Raw genomic sequence first — 16045 nt, 5'->3', positions numbered from 1 at the left:
GGGCGACGCGCGGTCGGCCGCGGCCTCTTGCCCGGGGGCCGAGCCCTGCCATACTTACGAAGCCGTAGGTTACGGAACCGTAGCCACGAGACCGTAGCCAAGCCCCGACCCCCATGAGGGAACCCATGACTGCAAGCCCCGACGTGATCGAAAATGCGCCGAAGGCCCAGGAGACCCCCCTCCCCTCCGCCACTCTCGGAGGGGAGCAACGCCGGTCGATCGAGCAGATCACTCTGCTGCTGTTCATCGTCGTTCCGTTCATCGCCCTGCTCGCCGCGGTCCCGCTCGCCTGGGGCTGGGGCGTGAGCTGGCTGGATCTCGGCCTGATGACGGCCATGTACTACATCGGCTGCCACGGCATCACCATCGGCTACCACCGCTACTTCACACACGGTGCGTTCAAGGCCAAGCGGCCCCTGCGGATCACGTTGGCGATCATGGGTTCGATGGCGGTCGAGGGGCCGCTGGTGCGCTGGGTGGCCGACCACCGCAAGCACCACAAGTTCTCCGACGGCGAGGGCGACCCGCACTCGCCGTGGCGCTACGGCGAGAGCGTGCCGGCCCTGCTGAAGGGCCTGTGGTGGGCCCATGTCGGATGGATGTTCGACTCCGAGCAGACGCCGCAGCAGAAGTACGCCCCGGACCTGATCAAGGACCCGGCCATCCGCGCGGTCTCGCGGCAGTTCGTGCTGTGGACGACGGTCTCGCTGCTGATCCCGCCGCTGGTGGGCGGCCTGGTGACCTGGTCCTGGCAGGGCGCGGTGACGGCCTTCTTCTGGGGCTCGCTGGTGCGGGTGGCGCTGCTGCACCACGTGACCTGGTCGATCAACTCGATCTGCCACGCGGTCGGCAAGCGCCCGTTCAAGTCGCGCGACCGCTCCGGCAACGTGTGGTGGCTGGCCGTCCTGTCCTGCGGCGAGTCCTGGCACAACCTGCACCACGCCGACCCCACCTCCGCCCGGCACGGCGTGCTGCGGGGCCAGCTGGACTCCAGCGCCCGCCTCATCCGCTGGTGCGAGCAGGCGGGCTGGGCGTACGACGTGCGCTGGCCGGACGCGGGCCGGATCGCCGCCAAGCGGCGGCCCCAGGAGACGGGCGGGGAGGGAAGTGCCGCACACGCGGCATGATTGACGGCGTGGCGATCGACAGCAATACCAGCGACAAGGACCTGCCCGCCCCCTCCGGGAGCCGGCGCCCGCGCCCCCGCCGGGTGCGGATGACCGGCGCGGAGCGCCGCGAGCAGCTCCTGGACATCGGTCGCGCGCTCTTCGCCGAGCGGGGGTTCGAGGGCACGTCCGTGGAGGAGATCGCGGCGAAGGCCGGGGTCTCCAAGCCGGTGGTCTACGAGCACTTCGGCGGCAAGGAGGGGCTGTACGCGGTGGTGGTCGACCGCGAGATGCGCCAGCTGCTCGACATGGTCACCGGCGCCCTGACCGCGGGCCACCCCCGCGAGCTCCTGGAGCAGGCGGCGTTCGCCCTTTTGGATTACATCGAGAAGTACACGGACGGCTTCCGCATCCTGGTGCGGGACTCGCCGGTGGCCCAGTCGACGGGCACCTTCGCCTCGCTGATCAGCGACATCGCCACCCAGGTGGAGGACATCCTGGGCCTGGAGTTCAAGGCCCGCGGCTTCGACGCCAAGCTCGCCCCCCTCTACGCCCAGGCCCTGGTGGGCATGGTGGCCCTGACCGGCCAGTGGTGGCTGGACGTGCGCAAGCCGAAGAAGGCCGAGGTGGCCGCCCACCTGGTGAACCTGGCCTGGCACGGCCTGGACGGCCTGGAGCCCAAGCCCCGCCTGGTGGGCCACCGCAAGAGCTGACCGGCCGGCCCCCTCGGCCGGTCAGGACTTGGTGATCGCCTCGCCGATGACGAAGCCCTTGGCCGGGCCGACGGGGATCACGGCGTCGGTGCCGTAGGGGATACGGTGCTCGCCCGCGTAGGCGGCCTTGTCCGCGTCGGGCTCGCTGAGCAGGACCACCACGCCGTCGTCGTCGTGGTCGTCGATGAGGACGTACAGCGGAATGCCCGCCCGGGCGTACTCGCGACGCTTGCGGATGCGGTCGCGCTGGGTGTCCCGCCAACCCGGCGAAACGACTTCGACGACCGTTTCGACCGCGGACGCGTCGACGCCGAGGCCGTCCTCGTCCCAGGTCTCCTCGCTCAGATCGCGCAACGAGATCACGAGATCGGGAATCCACCCTCTGCGGCGGTGGACGACGTTCGTGTCCTGGTATGCGGCGAAGGCCGTGTCCGCCAGATGGGCTTCGAGCTCACGCCGAAGTCGGTTGATCAAGACAGCATGACGACGGCGGCCAGTAGGTGACACCTCGATGGACCCCTCGATGATCTCGGCCCGGTAGCCCTCCGGCGGAACCATGGCCTTCCACGTCTGCCACAGGAACTCGTCCAGGTCGGATACCGGCTCTTCGTCCGCCACCGGGATCACCTCTTGCGCGAGTGCGGTCATCGTGGAGCACCTCCTCCCTCAGTCTGGGCGCCGGCGCCACAGCGGCACAAGCGACACCGCCGACGCTAGGAGCCGCACACCGGCCTCATGATGCGAATGTCGTCCCTTCATTCGAATGAGTGATCAGTCCGGCTTGCGCGCCACCACGAACACCCGTCGGAACGGGAACGGCGTCCCGTACGGGCGCCTCGGGTACGCCTCGCGCAGCAGTGCCGCGTACTCCGCGAGGAAGGCCGCCGTCGCCTCCGCGTCGTCCGCCAGGGCCGTCAGGGCCGGGCGCAGGCCCGTGCCGCGGATCCAGTCGAGGACGGGGTCCTCGCCCTGCAGCACGTGGACGTACGTCGTCTCCCAGGCGTCCACCGTGCAGCCGAGCCGGGTGAGCCGGTCGAGGTACTCCTGAGGCGCAAGGACGTCCACCCGGCGCCGGCCCGCCTCGCCGAGGCGGTCGTGCCAGCGCGGGGAGGCGCACAGCTCGCGCAGCAGGGCGTGGCTGGGGGCGTCGCCGTTGCCGGGGACCTGGAAGGCGAGCGTGCCGCCGGGGGTGAGGGCCTTCGTCCAGGTCGCGAAGGACCGGGCGTGGCCGGGCACCCATTGCAGGGCCGCGTTGGAGACGATGAGGTCGTAGGGCCCGTCCGGCACCCACGTGGTGAGGTCGGCGTGGGCGAAGGTGATCCGGTCGCCGCAGTACGCGCGGGCCTCGGCGAGCATCTCGGGGGAGTTGTCGAGGCCGAGGACGTCGGCGTCGGGCCAGCGTGCGGTGAGCAGAGCGGTGACGTTGCCGGCGCCGCAGCCGAGGTCGGCGATGCGGGCGGGGCGCCGGCCCTGCCCGGGCAGGTCGGGGATGCGGGCGAGCAGGTCGTGGAAGGGGCGGGTGCGGGGGCCGCTGTGGCGCAGGTACTGGCCGGGGTCCCAGGAGGGTGTGGCTACTGGGGGCATGCCCTCAGGATCCGCACCTGCTTATCTTGATGTCAAGAGACTTCATGTCGACAGACCAACTACACTAATCACATGGAGGACGAGGTCGATCGGCTGGTCGCGGCGTGGCGTCGAGAGCGCCCCGATCTCGACGTGGAACCACTGGAAGTGCTCAGCCGGGTCTCCCGGCTCGCCCGGCACCTCGACCGGGCCCGGCGCGCCGCCTTCGCCGAGCACGAGCTCGAACCCTGGGAGTTCGACGTGCTCACCGCGCTGCGCCGCGCCGGCTCGCCGTACCAGCTCTCGCCGGGCCAGCTGCTCACCCAGACCCTGGTCACCTCCGGCACCATGACCAACCGCATCGACCGGCTCGCCAAGAAGGGCCTGGTCCACCGGGAGCCGGACCCGAGCGACCGGCGCGGTGTGCTCGTCCGGCTCACCGACGAGGGGCGGGACCGGGCCGACCAGGCGCTGGCCGGCCTGCTCGCCCAGGAGCGGGCCATCCTCGTCGAGCTCTCCCCCGCCCGGCGCACCGAACTGGCCGGGCTGCTACGCCAGTTGACCGCCCCGTTCGACAACGTCCCCGGTTAGGTCCACCGGGCCGACCCCGGCCCGCCGGGCCAGCGCCACGGCCGCCAGCGTCGAGTGCACGCCCAGCTTGCCCAGCACGTTCTGCATGTGGGTGCGGACCGTGTGCGGGGAGAGGTACAGCCGCTCGGCGACGGCCTTGCGGCCCAGCCCCGCCACCATGCAGCGCAGCACCTCCCGTTCGCGCGGCGTGAGCGACTCCACCAGCCGCTCGCTCTCCGTGCGGTGCTTGCGCGCGGCCGTCAGCTCGCGCAGCACGCCCGTCAGGAGGGCCGGCGGCAGGTGCGTCTCGTCGCGCAGCACCCCTCGTATCACCGCGAGCAGGCGGGAGAGCGAACAGTCCTTGGCCACCCAGCCGCCGGCGCCCGCCTGCAGCGCGGCCGCGGCCCGGCGCGGGTCGTCCCGCTCGGCCAGCACCACCGTGCGCACTCCCGGATGGCCCGTGCGCACCCTGCCGACCAGCGAGATCCCGTCGACCGTGCTGTCGGCGCCCTCCCCGCCGGGGCCCCGGGGCTGGGCCGGTACGTGCGCCACCTCCCCGCCCGCCGCCGCGCCGAGGTCGGCGTCGATCAGCAGCACGTCGAAACGCCGCCCTTCACCTGCCGCGCGCTCCAGCGCGCGCAGCGCCGCCGGCCCGCTGCCGGCGGCCGCGACGTCCACGTCCTGCTCCGCCGCGAGGGCGGCGGCGAGCGACTCGGCGAAGATGCGGTGGTCGTCGACCACCAATACCCGAATACGTGCCACAACCACCCCCATGTCCTGGTGGACGAACACAGCGCGGGTACGGCGCCCGGGCGGGGGCCGCCGCGCGCGCACGGCCGCCGCCGTGCCCGCCAACCACCCCACCCCGGGCGTCGTACCTGCCTGTCTCGCCCCCTGATCAGCACCGGCCCCCACCGGCGCTGTGATTCAGCGTACGGCCGGGGCGGGGTGCCGGTGGCGTATTGGCAAAAGTGCTTGACCCCGCTGTTTATGGTGAGCTTTATGTTCAGTATTGAGGCGGTGAACGATCCGGAACGACGGGATGTGGTGCACGCGCGTCTCCGGGCGAGCAATGCCGAACACTCGTCCGTCATCCGCGCGTTGGGCGGAACGTCCGCGCGGGAGGCCGTCCCGCTGCACGTCTTCGCCACCGGCCCGGACGGCGAACTGGCCGGTGGCGCCATAGGCCACCTGCAGTGGCACTGGCTCCACCTCGAACTGCTGTGGGTCGACGCCCGGCACCGCGGCAGCGGGCTCGGCAGCCGCCTGGTCGCGCGGGCGGAGGAGGAGGCCCGCACCGTGCACGGGGCCGTGGGCAGCCAGGTGGAGACCTGGGACTTCCAGGCCCCGGACTTCTACCGCAGGCTCGGCTACGAACTGGTCGCGACGATCGACGACTACCCACCGGGCGTGGCCAACCACCTGCTGACCAAGCGCTTCGGCTCCTGACGCCTCAGCGCGGCCGGGCCCGGTGCGCGCCCGGCGCCGGCACCGCCTCGAAGACGGCGGGGGCGCGGCCGCCCGCGGCGGTGAGCGCGGCGGAGACCGCCTCCGTCACCTTCCCCACCGCCCCCGCCTCCACCAGGGCGACGACCGAGCCCCCGAACCCGGCCCCCGTCATCCGCGCCCCCAGGGCGCCGGCCGCGACGGCCGCGTCCACCACGAGGTCGGACTCCGTGCAGGAGACGGCGAAGTCGTCGCGCAGCGAGGCATGACCGGCCGTCAGCAGGGGGCCGACCGCCCGGACGTCCCCCGCGTCGAGCAGTGCCGCCACCTGCGCGACGCGGTCGTTCTCGGTCACCACGTGCCGCACGAGCGGGCACAGCTCCGGGGCGCCCGATGCCTCCAACGCGTCGAGCGCGTCGTCCAGTTGGCCGTACGCCACGTCGCGCAGCGCGCGCAGGCCGAGCAGCCGGGCGGCGCGCTCGCAGCCCGCGCGCCGCCGCGCGTACTCGCCCGCCCCCACCGCGTGCGCGACCCGGGTGTCGACGACCAGCAGCCGCAGCCCGGCGCCCGCCGCATCGAACGGCACCTGCCGCCGCGCCAGGTCCCGCGTGTCCAGGTGCAGCACGTGCCCGGCCACGCAGCAGGCCGCCGCCATCTGGTCCATGACCCCGCACGGCACCCCCGCGAAGTCGTTCTCGGCACGCTGCACCAGCAGGGCCAGCGCGGGCCGCCCGATGCCCAGCCCGTACAGCTCGTCCAGCGCCAGCGCCGTGGCCACGCCCAGCGCGGCGGACGAGGACAGGCCCGCGCCCGCCGGCAGCTCGCTCTCCACGTGCAGGTCGGCGCCGCCCACCGGGTACCCCGCGGTGCGCAGCGCCCACAGGACCCCCGCCGGATAGGCGGCCCAGCCGCGCACCGTGCCGGGTGCCGGGTCCCCCGCGTCCACGATCCCGTCGCCGGCCGCCGCGGCCGAGTGCACCCGCAGCCGTCCGTCGGCACGGGCCCGGGCGGCCACCCACGTCCGCAGCGGCAGCGCGAACGGCATGACGAAGCCCTCGTTGACGTCCGTGTACTCGCCGATCAGGTTGACCCGGCCCGGCGCCGCCCACACCCCCGCGCACGGCATCCCGTACCGGGCGCGGAACGCCCGCGCGGCCCGCTCCGCGCTCACGCGCGCCGCCGGGCGAACTCCCAGGCGTCCTCGACGATCCCGGCCAGCTCCGGCCGCCGGGGCCGCCAGCCGAGCGCCTCGGCGGCCCGGGCCGCCGAGGCGACGAGGACGGCCGGGTCGCCGGGCCGCCGCGGCGCCGGGCGCTCCGGCACGGGGTGCCCGGTCACCTTGCGGACGGTCTCGACGACCTCGCGCACCGAGAAGCCGTTGCCGTTGCCGAGGTTGCACACCAGGTGCTCGCCGGGGCGCACGGCGGCCAGCGCGAGCAGGTGGGCCTCGGCGAGGTCGGCGACGTGGATGTAGTCGCGCACGCACGTCCCGTCGGGCGTCGGGTAGTCGTCGCCGTAGACGTCGATCGCCTCGCGCTCGCCCAGGGCCACCTGCAGCACGAGGGGGATCAGGTGGGTCTCGGGGGCGTGCCGTTCGCCGTGACGGCCGTGGGCGCCGGCGACGTTGAAGTAGCGCAGGGACACCGCGCCCAGGCCGTGGGCCGCGCACTCCCCCGCGATCATGTGGTCCACGGCGAGCTTGCTCGCGCCGTAGGGATTGGTGGGGGCGGTGGGGGCGTCCTCGGTGAGGGGGACGGCGGCCGGTTCGCCGTAGACGGCGGCGGTGGAGGAGAAGACGAGGCGGCGTACGCCGGCCTCCCGCATGGCCGCCAGCAGTTCGAGCGTGCCGCCGGTGTTGTTGCGCCAGTACTTCTCGGGGTCGGCGACGGACTCCCCGACCTGCGAGCAGGCGGCGAAGTGCAGCACGGCGTCGTACGAGCCGTCCACATGGCGCGCGGCGTCCTGCACACGCCCCCGGACGAAATCCGCGCCCTCGGGCACGGCATCACGGTGCCCCGTCGACAAATCGTCCAGGACCGTCACCCGGTGTCCCGCCCGCAGCAGGTGCGCCGCCACCACACTGCCCACATAGCCCGCACCACCGGTGACCAGGAACGTCCCCGCGCTCATGCGCCCGCCGCCTCTCGCAGTCGCTCGGCCGCGGCCTCCGGCGGCACGTCGTTGACGAAGACGTTCATGGCGGACTCCGAACCCGCGAGAAACTTCAGCTTGCCGGGAGCCCGGCGCACGGTGAAGAGCTGAAGGTGAAGGCCGAATTCATCCCTGTGGGGGTGGACCACGGGCGTCTGGTGCCACGCACACACGTACGGGGTGGGCGGCGCCCCCGCGCCGAACAGCCGGTCGAAGCGGCGCAGCAGGTCCAGGTACAGCGCCGGGAACTCGGCGCGGGCCGCGTCGTCCAGGGCGAGCAGGTCCGGTACGCGGCGGCGCGGATGCACCTGGACCTCGTACGGCCAACGGGCGGCCCGCGGCACGAAGGCCGTCCAGTGCGCGCCCTCGGCGACGATGCGGCGGCCGTCGGCGCGCTCCTCCGCCACGACGTCCTCGAACAGGTTCCGTCCGGTCCCCGCCCGGTGGGCGGCGGCACACTCCAGCATGCGGGCGGTGCGCGGCGTCACGAACGGATAGGCGTAGATCTGCCCGTGCGGATGCGCCAAGGTGACGCCTATCTCGATGCCGCGGTTCTCGAAACAGAAGACCTGCGCCACACCGGGCAGCTCCGACAGCTCCGCCGTCCGGTCCGTCCAGGCGGCGAGCACCAGTGCAGCGCGCTCCGGGGTGAGAGCCGCGAACGAGGCGTCGTGGTCGTCGGTGAAACACACCACCTCGCAGCGGCCCGCCTCCCCCGACAGGGCGGGGAAACGATTCTCGAAGACGACGACGTCGTAGTCGGCGGCGGGAATCTCCGTCGGCCGGCCCGGCCGGGACGGACACAGCGGACACTGCTCGGGGGGCGGCAGATGCGTACGGTCCTGGCGGTGCGAGGCGACGACGACGCCCTCGCCGAGCAGCGGATCGTGGCGGACCTCGCCGGCGGCGGGGCGCGGCGGGAGGGGGCGCACATCGGTGACGGCGCCGCGGGCGGCGTCGTCGCGGGCGTCGTAATAGATCAGCTCGCGGCCGTCCGCGAGCCGGGTGGCCGTCTTCTTCACGGCACCATCCCTCCCCGGGAGGGGGGTGCCCCAAAACTGTGCGGGTGCGCCCCGTCAGGGGCACGGGGAACTGCGCGACAAGCCACGACGCGTCCGCGGACGGAGTCCAGGGGCAGCGCCTCGGCTGCGGGCCGTCGGTGGCCGATCGCGCCCACGCGGCGGCAGCCGCACATCGACAGCGCCCCGCGCCCCTGACGGGGCACGTGGTGCCCTACGACGGCGAGCCGCCGGACAGTCTCTAGCGCCCCGGCTGTGCCGGGATCGCCCCCGCACCGCGTGCCGCCGCTCGTTCCAAGAGCCCCGTGCGCGCGGCCAGCGCCGCCGCCTCCAGCCTCGACCCGACGCCGAGTTTCATCAGCACCCGCTGCACGTGCGTGCGGGCCGTGCTGGGCGCTATTCCCATTCCCGCCGCGATGAGTCGCGTGTCCTCGCCCTCGGCGACCCGGACCAGGACCTCCACCTCGCGCGGCGTGAGCAGCTGCAGCAGCCGTGCGCCCTCGTCGTCCGGCTGGGCGGCCGGGTTGAGCAGTTCGACGAAGGCTCCCTGCAGCAGTTGCGGATCGACGGCGGCCTCGCCGGCGCGCGCCTTCATCATGGCGCGTTCGACGCCTTCGATGCGCTCGTTGTGCCGGACGTACCCGGAGGCGCCGGCGGCGAAGGCGGCCGCGATGCCGAGGGGGTTGGGCACGGGGCCGAGGACGACGACGGCGACCTGGGGGCGTTCGCGTTTGATGCGGACGACCGGGTCGAAGACGCCCGGTTCGGCCGGGGACGCGGTGCCGAGCAGGCACACCTCGGGTGCGCGGCTGATGACCAGTTCCGCCGCTCCCGCACTGGGCGCGGCCGCCGCGAGGACGCGGTGGCCGCGCAGCTTCAGCGCCGAGGCGAGGGCCTCGGCCAGCAGTCGATGGTCGTCGACCACCATGAGCCGCACGCCCATCAGCTTCCCCCCTGTCGCCCGACTGTCCGTGCGTGGTGGCCCGGTACCGACCACGCAAGTCTGTATGTCTCCATGTCTCCCCGGCACCCTCTTGCCCGGGAAGCTACACGCTTGTTCGACGTTCCGCGCCCCTTACCCGTGAGAAGTCCCCCGGAATGCCGAAATCCCTGCCCATCACGTGTACTTCCCGACTGAAACGGATCGTTCAGGCATGCACACACGGTGGACAGGGATACGGCTGGAGCGCTCGTCAAATGATCAGGATCAGCTGCCCCCGAAGATCATCAGGGCGTACTGCTTGCCGAACTGCACCGCACGCGGCTTGTCGGCGTACTTGCTGCCCAGGTAGAGCCGGCCCTGGCTCCACAACGCCGGGTTGAGGGTGGGCGTCAGCTGGCTCTCGCTCTGGGCCGAGGAGGCCGGATTCTTCAGCAGGACATCGGTCTTGAACGACTTCGGATCGATTCGTACCACTTTGCCACCCGACTTGTAGGTCGGGGCCTGGTACCCGATGGGGTAGCCGTCCTTGTCGATGCCCAGCGGGACCAGAGTGGAACCGGGCATGCCCTCGGCCTTGCCCCGCGACTGCCCGGTGGCCAGGTCGAATCCGACGATCTCGTTGACGCGGCCCGGCTGCTGCGGGTTACCGCTGGTGTGGTCGTCGGTCGGCAGGTAGAGGGTGTCCTTGCTGACGGCGAGCTTGAAGCAGCCCTCGACGTTGGTGGGCTCGCAGCGAGGGGTGTAGGCACCGCTCTCGGACGAAATCTTCGAGCGCAGCTTCGCCTCGCTGCCACTGTCGTCAAGCACCATGAAGTCGGAGGCGGTACCGCTTCCTTGCCCTGCCTCGACGGCGACTACCAGGGGATCGGTCGACGCCACATGGACCCACTTGAGCCCGGCGGGGATCTTGAAGACCGACTTGATGGCACCACTGCCCGGGTCGAGGGTCTGCACCTGCATCTGCGGATTGCCGTACTCGCCGCAGCGGCGCACCGCGACGAGCTTGCTGCCGCCGCCGTAGCCGTCGTCGCGGCAGTCGTCGCCCTGCTTGGGCTTCCACAGCTCCTTGCCGTCCAGCGACCAGGCCGCGCCGCCGCTCGTACCGCCCGCGGCGACGGTGCCGCCGCCGACGGTGACCTCGTTGAAGCGCAGTTCCTGGTCGCCGTTCTTCAGCGACTTCTGCCACAGCTTCTTGCCGTTGTTGAGGTCGATAGCCACGACCTGGCTGCACGGACCGCCGACCTTCTGGTCGGCGCTCGGCTTGCTGGACTTGGTGAGCACCGCGGTCTTGCCGTCGGCGGTGGTCTGCTGGGACGACCAGCAGATCTCGCCGTCGAGCGGGATCTCCCACTGCTTGCCGCCGGAGAGGCCGTAGCCGACCACCTTGTAGACGTCGGCCTTGGCGAAGACCTTGTCGGTGACCCACATGCCCTTGACGGTGACGAGGTCGGTGACGGGCGCCGGGTCGACGCTGAAGAGCAGCTTGCCGTCGACCGCGCGCGGCGCCTTGCCGCCGCCCTGCGGGCCGTTGCCGGACTGGCTGGTGGAGCCGCCGCCCTTGGCCTCGTCGTCCTTGCCGCCACCCTGGGTGGCGAACCAGATGCCGCCACCGACGACGAGAAGGAGTGCGACGGCGGCGCTGACGATGACCGCCGTGCGCTTCTTCGTACCGGCGGGGGCGGGGGCGCCCGGGTAGGGAGCGGCGCCCGGATAGGGGGCGGACATGGGCGGGTACGCGCCGGGCTGCGGTGGCTGGCCGGGGTAGCCGTAGCCGCCGGCGGGCGGCGCGAGCGGGTAGCCGTAGCCGGGGGGCGCGGTGGGCGGCGGGGGCGTCTGGGGGTAGCCGTAACCGGGGTCGCCGGGGCGCCCGCCGGGCGGGGGCGGCGGAGGCGGCGGGCCCTGCGGCGGCTGCGGGGCCTGGGGCGCCGGCACCTGCGGAGGCTGCTGCTGCGGGGTCACCACCAGCGTGGCCGGCGGCACCTGCGGTGCAGCGGCCGGCGGCTGGGCGGGGGGCGCCTGCGGCGGCTTCGCGGGCGAGGGGGCGCCGAAGCCCGAACGGGGGTCGTGTGGCGCGCCGAAGCCTCCGCCCGGCGGGGCCGGCGGGCCCTTCGGCGGCTCGGGGGGCTGGGGCGGCTGTGACATCAGCTTTCCTCTGTATGCGCGGACCGGGCAATGCAGTGGAGTGCACCGCATGATTCCCGCCATTGTGCGGCCAACGAGCGGGTGTTCTTTCTACCACTCGCCCCTGACCGCACACAGGCCGATCTCTGGGCTCAAGGAAGCCTGAGACCGGCCCGGTGGAGGATCGTTACACGCCTGTCGCCAACGCTCCGAAAGAGTGCTCAGTCACCGTCGTAGTTGTTCTCACGCCAGGGGCCCCGGGCGCAGGTCCCGTCTCCCCGGCAGACCTCGATGGTGGCCCACGCAATACCTGCGTTGTTCGAGGCGGGGAGGCCCCACCAGGACTCGTGGGTGCCGACGCCCTTGTTGTTGTAGCGCTTCGAATAGGCCGTCAAGTTGTCATGACGGTCACGAGTGAGCAGGCGGATGTAGACGTTGTAGCCATCCTCCTTGGTGTCACTCACAGTCATCGTCCTGATGGTCAGGTGCGTGGGGCTGTCATAGGTCCACGTCGCACTGCCGTCCACACCGTAGGTTGCAGCGTCCGCACCGCCGGCACCCGCGGCGGAACTCGAGCCGGCAAATCCCATCAGCACGGCGGCAGCCATCCCGACAACAACCGCACTGTTGCGCAACTTGCGCATGATTACCCCACTTCGGAATTTGAGAGCAGCACACGTCATTTCTGACGAGGCGTCAGCCGGACACTACCAAGATCAATCGAAATTGGCATGTTCGGCGCAATCCCCGAAGTGGGTGGTTCCGGCGACCCGCCGACTACGCGTCGTCGGCCAGGTCGAGCCAGCGCATCTCGAGTTCGTCGCGCTCGGCGGCGAGTTCGCGCAGCTCGGCGTCGAGCTTGGCGACCGCCTCGAAGTCGGTGGCCTGTTCGGCGATGCGCTCGTGGAGCTTGGTCTCCTGCTCGCCGATGCGGTCGAGGCGGCGCTCGATCTTCTGCAGTTCCTTCTTGGCCGCGCGGGCGTCCGCGGCCGGCTTGGCGGGCTTGGTGGCGGCCGGGGCGGGGGCGGGCGGGGCGGCGGCCTCGGCGGCCTGCTGCCGGCGCTCCAGGTACTCGTCGAGGCCGCGCGGCAGCATCCGCAGGGTGCGGTCGCCGAGCAGGGCGAAGACGCGGTCGGTGGTGCGCTCGACGAAGTAGCGGTCGTGGCTGATGACAACCATCGAGCCGGGCCAGCCGTCGAGGAGGTCCTCCAGCTGCGTGAGGGTCTCGATGTCGAGGTCGTTGGTGGGCTCGTCGAGGAAGAGGACGTTGGGCTCGTCCATCAGAAGGCGCAGGATCTGCAGGCGGCGACGCTCGCCGCCGGAGAGGTCGCCGACCGGCGTCCACTGCTTCTCCTTGGAGAAGCCGAACTTCTCGCAGAGCTGGCCAGCGGTCATCTCGCGTCCCTTGCCGAGGTCGACGCGGTCGCGCACTTCCTGGACGGCCTCCAGGACGCGCTTGGCCGGGTCGAGCTCGGCGACCTCCTGCGAGAGGTAGGCGAGCTTGACGGTCTTGCCGACGACGACCTTGCCGGCGGGCGGCTGCTTCTCGCCCTGCGTGCGCGCGGCCTCGGCGAGGGTGCGCAGGAAGGAGGTCTTGCCGGCGCCGTTGACGCCGACGAGGCCGATGCGGTCGCCGGGGCCGAGCTGCCAGGTCAGGTGCTGGATGAGCGCCTTGGGGCCGGCCTGGACGGTGACGTTCTCCAGGTCGAAGACGGTCTTGCCCAGCCGGGAGCTGGCGAACTTCATCAGCTCGGAGCTGTCGCGCGGCGGCGGCACGTCGGCGATCAGCTCGTTGGCGGCCTCGATGCGGAAGCGCGGCTTGCTGGTGCGGGCCGGGGCGCCGCGGCGCAGCCAGGCGAGCTCCTTGCGCATCAGGTTCTGCCGCTTGGCCTCCTCGGTGGCGGCGATGCGCTCGCGTTCGGCGCGGGCGAAGACGTAGTCGCTGTAGCCGCCCTCGTACTCGTGGACGGTGCCGCGCTGGACGTCCCACATGCGGGTGCACACCTGGTCGAGGAACCAGCGGTCGTGGGTGACGCACACCAGGGCCGAGCGGCGCTGCTGCAGGTGGCCGGCGAGCCAGGAGATGCCCTCGACGTCGAGGTGGTTGGTGGGCTCGTCCAGGACGATGAGGTCCTGGTCGGCGATGAGCAGCTTGGCCAGGGCGATGCGGCGGCGCTCGCCGCCGGAGAGCGGGCCGATGACGGTGTCCAGGCCCTGCGGGAAGGCGGGCAGGTCCAGGCCGCCGAAGAGGCCGGTGAGCACGTCGCGGATCTTGGCGTTGCCGGCCCACTCGTGGTCGGCCATGTCGCCGACGACCTCGTGCCGGATCGTTGCTGCGGGGTCGAGGGAGTCGTGCTGGGTGAGCACGCCCAGGTGCAGGTGGCCGACGTGGGTGACGCGGCCCTTGTCGGCCTCCTCCAGCTTGGCGAGGATGCGGATGAGCGTGGTCTTGCCGTCGCCGTTGCGGCCGACCACGCCGATCCGGTCGCCCTCGTTGACGCCGAGGGAGACACCGTCGAGCAGGGCACGGGTGCCGTACACCTTGTCGACGGCTTCCAGATTGACCAGGTTGGCTGCCATGGGGCTCCTCGCTTGCTGGGACTGTCTCCAGGATCCCACGCCCCCGCGGGCGCCCCGGACGGGCGCCCGCGGGGGGGGCGTGGGCCGTTATCGGCCGGGGTCAGATGTGGACGCGGCTGCCGGTGCGCTTGCCGGTGCCGGTGGCGATCGTTCCGGCGTCGCTCCAGCGGTCGGCGCGGCCGGCGCCCTTGTTGATCCAGGCGTGGACGGAGCCGTCCTCGTCCACGGCGAGGTAGTCGGCCTTCCCGTCGCCGTCGACGTCGGCGAAGCGCACCGCCGAGCCGGGCGCCGCCTTGGTGCCGGTGGCGATGAGGCCGGCGTCGCTCCAGCGGTCGGCCACGCCGGCGCCGGTGTTGATCCAGGCGTGGACGGAGCCGTCGTCGTTCACGACGAGGTAGTCGGCCTTCCCGTCGCCGTCGACGTCGGCGAAGCGCACCCTGGTGCCGGAGGCGTGGTCGCCGGTGGCGATGAGGCCGGCGCTGATCCAGCCCTTGCCCTGGTCGCCGCCGTTGTTGAGCCACGCGCGCACGGAGCCGTCGTCGTCGACCACGAGGTAGTCGGCCTTGCGGTCGCCGTTGACGTCGGCGAAGCGCACCCGGTCGGCGGGTGCCCCGGGGATGCCCGTGGCGAGGCGTCCGTAGCGCTTCCAGTCGTCGGGCTTGGCGGCGCTTGCGTTGTTGAGGAAGGCGCGGACCGAGCCGTCCTTGTCGAGGATCAGGTAGTCGGCCCTGCCGTCGCCGTCGATGTCGGCGAAGCGCACCTTGGTGCCGGAGGCGTAGTCGCCGGTGGCGATGCGGCCGAGGGGGGCCCAGCCCTTGCCGGTGTCGCCGCCGTCGTTGCGCCAGGCGCGCACGGAGCCGTCGTCGTCGACCACGAGGTAGTCGGCCCTGCCGTCCCCGTTGATGTCGACCTTGTAGTCGCCCTGCGGTGCGGCGGCGGGCGGGGCGGGTCTGACGTCGACGGTCGGCCGGATCCAGCCGTCGGCGGCGGCGCGGGCGATGCCGCCGTAGAAGGCGTCGGCCATCTTCGCGTAGCCGGCGTCCTTGGGGTGGAGCCGGTCGCCGATGTCGTCCGGGGTGACGGCGCCCATGTCCACGTACCCGACGTGCAGGCCCTTGCGCTGCCGCTCGGCGACGAGCCCGGGCAGGGTGCTGTTGTACTGCTTGACGCGCTCGTTGCGCGCCGGGTCGTCCTTGGTGTTGTTCGGTACGAGCGAGGAGACCAGGACGGTGACGCCGGGGGCCGCGGCGGTGATGCGGTCGACGAGGGCACCGAGGCGGGCGGGGGCGTCCGCGGAGTGGAAGTCGGCGTCGATGTCGTTGGTGCCGATGTTCAGCGTGACGACATTGGGCCGGGTCTCCGCGAGCCAGCGGTCGATGTTGTCGGCCAGGTCGTCGATCATCCAGCCGGGGTGGCCCTCGTTGTCCTGGCCGTCGGTCCGTACGGAGCCCACGAACCGCAGGTCGTCGGCGTGCCCGGTCAGGCGGTCGCGCAGGGCGACGCGGTAGCCGGAACCCGTGGAGCTGCCCACGCCGCGGGTGATCGAGTCGCCGAGCGGCATGACCGCGAGCCGCGGCACCCTCCAGTCGGCGGCGGGCGCCGCCGCGGGAACGGGTACGGGGGCGGGCGCGGCCGCCGCGGCGGCCAGGGAGGTGCCGGCGAACAGCCCGGTCGTCACCAGCGCCGTGGCCACGGCGGGCACGAGGCACCGGGTGGCGGCGGCACGGCGGCGGGAGGGTCGTATCCCGGAGGGTCGTATGGAGGTCATGGGCCCGGCCTCGGTCGGGGCCGCCCCTGCGGCGGCCGGAACACCCCTATTGTCCCAAACCCGTG

General features: G+C 72.4%; 15 protein-coding genes. 4 read left to right on the top strand and 11 right to left on the bottom strand.

Going from position 1 to position 16045, the window contains the following annotated elements:
* Positions 1-125: 125 nt before the first annotated feature.
* Positions 126-1127 (top strand): fatty acid desaturase, encoded by a 1002-nt coding sequence (locus tag AB0K17_RS13440; RefSeq protein ID WP_365966018.1) that lies wholly within the window; start codon positions 126-128, stop codon positions 1125-1127.
* Positions 1124-1819: a TetR/AcrR family transcriptional regulator gene (locus AB0K17_RS13435; RefSeq protein WP_365966019.1), complete on the top strand. Its 696-nt coding sequence runs from the start codon at positions 1124-1126 to the stop codon at positions 1817-1819. The genes AB0K17_RS13440 and AB0K17_RS13435 overlap by 4 nt, the downstream gene beginning before the upstream one ends.
* A 21-nt stretch (positions 1820-1840) precedes the next feature.
* Here AB0K17_RS13435 and AB0K17_RS13430 read toward each other — a convergent pair whose 3' ends face one another.
* Entirely contained in the window at positions 1841-2467 is a 627-nt protein-coding gene (locus AB0K17_RS13430; protein ID WP_365983039.1) for a Uma2 family endonuclease, read from the bottom strand.
* 123 nt (positions 2468-2590) lie between these two features.
* Entirely contained in the window at positions 2591-3403 is an 813-nt protein-coding gene (locus AB0K17_RS13425; RefSeq protein ID WP_365983038.1) for a trans-aconitate 2-methyltransferase, read from the bottom strand.
* Between the two features lie 72 nt (positions 3404-3475).
* Between AB0K17_RS13425 and AB0K17_RS13420 the strand changes: the two genes are divergently transcribed.
* Complete coding sequence (locus AB0K17_RS13420; RefSeq protein ID WP_365983037.1) at positions 3476-3973, top strand: MarR family transcriptional regulator; 498 nt, start codon at positions 3476-3478, stop codon at positions 3971-3973.
* Here the strand turns inward: AB0K17_RS13420 and AB0K17_RS13415 are convergent.
* Complete coding sequence (locus AB0K17_RS13415) at positions 3932-4714, bottom strand: response regulator transcription factor (RefSeq protein ID WP_365983036.1); 783 nt, start codon at positions 4712-4714, stop codon at positions 3932-3934. The two genes, AB0K17_RS13420 and AB0K17_RS13415, sit on opposite strands and share 42 nt — an antisense overlap.
* A 240-nt stretch (positions 4715-4954) precedes the next feature.
* Here AB0K17_RS13415 and AB0K17_RS13410 point away from each other — a divergent pair, with 240 nt between their 5' ends.
* Positions 4955-5401 carry a GNAT family N-acetyltransferase gene (locus AB0K17_RS13410; RefSeq protein WP_365983035.1) on the top strand — a complete coding sequence of 149 codons (447 nt, stop codon included), beginning with the start codon at positions 4955-4957 and terminating at the stop codon, positions 5399-5401.
* A 4-nt stretch (positions 5402-5405) separates the two neighbouring features.
* On the opposite strand, the gene galK is transcribed toward AB0K17_RS13410, so the two are convergent.
* From galK to AB0K17_RS13370, 8 genes are all read right to left on the bottom strand, one after another.
* Positions 5406-6569, bottom strand: coding sequence for a galactokinase (gene galK, locus AB0K17_RS13405; RefSeq protein WP_365983034.1), 1164 nt, complete (start codon positions 6567-6569; stop codon positions 5406-5408).
* Positions 6566-7528, bottom strand: a complete 963-nt coding sequence (gene galE / locus AB0K17_RS13400; protein WP_365983033.1) for a UDP-glucose 4-epimerase GalE — start codon at positions 7526-7528, stop codon at positions 6566-6568. The genes galK and galE overlap by 4 nt, the downstream gene beginning before the upstream one ends.
* Positions 7525-8571 (bottom strand): galactose-1-phosphate uridylyltransferase, encoded by a 1047-nt coding sequence (galT, locus tag AB0K17_RS13395; protein ID WP_365983032.1) that lies wholly within the window; start codon positions 8569-8571, stop codon positions 7525-7527. The genes galE and galT overlap by 4 nt, the downstream gene beginning before the upstream one ends.
* Positions 8572-8809: 238 nt before the next feature.
* Entirely contained in the window at positions 8810-9511 is a 702-nt protein-coding gene (locus AB0K17_RS13390) for a LuxR C-terminal-related transcriptional regulator (protein ID WP_344437690.1), read from the bottom strand.
* 264 nt (positions 9512-9775) lie between these two features.
* Complete coding sequence (locus AB0K17_RS13385) at positions 9776-11653, bottom strand: PQQ-binding-like beta-propeller repeat protein (RefSeq protein WP_365983031.1); 1878 nt, start codon at positions 11651-11653, stop codon at positions 9776-9778.
* Between the two features lie 200 nt (positions 11654-11853).
* The gene (locus tag AB0K17_RS13380) at positions 11854-12276 is read right to left on the bottom strand and encodes a hypothetical protein (protein WP_365983030.1); all 423 of its coding nucleotides are present in this window, start codon (positions 12274-12276) and stop codon (positions 11854-11856) included.
* 133 nt (positions 12277-12409) lie between these two features.
* The gene (locus tag AB0K17_RS13375; RefSeq protein ID WP_365983029.1) at positions 12410-14212 is read right to left on the bottom strand and encodes an ABC-F family ATP-binding cassette domain-containing protein; all 1803 of its coding nucleotides are present in this window, start codon (positions 14210-14212) and stop codon (positions 12410-12412) included.
* A 100-nt stretch (positions 14213-14312) separates the two neighbouring features.
* A complete protein-coding gene (locus tag AB0K17_RS13370; RefSeq protein ID WP_365983028.1) occupies positions 14313-15980 on the bottom strand; it encodes an FG-GAP-like repeat-containing protein in 1668 nt (555 codons plus the stop codon).
* Positions 15981-16045: the final 65 nt, after the last annotated feature.

This window comes from Streptomyces sp. NPDC049585, from assembly GCF_040675615.1.
In the GTDB taxonomy this organism is placed as follows: Bacteria; Actinomycetota; Actinomycetes; order Streptomycetales; family Streptomycetaceae; genus Streptomyces; species Streptomyces luteosporeus.
Note: the sequence above shows the minus strand (reverse complement) of the source record. Positions and strands in the feature narration are given on the sequence as shown.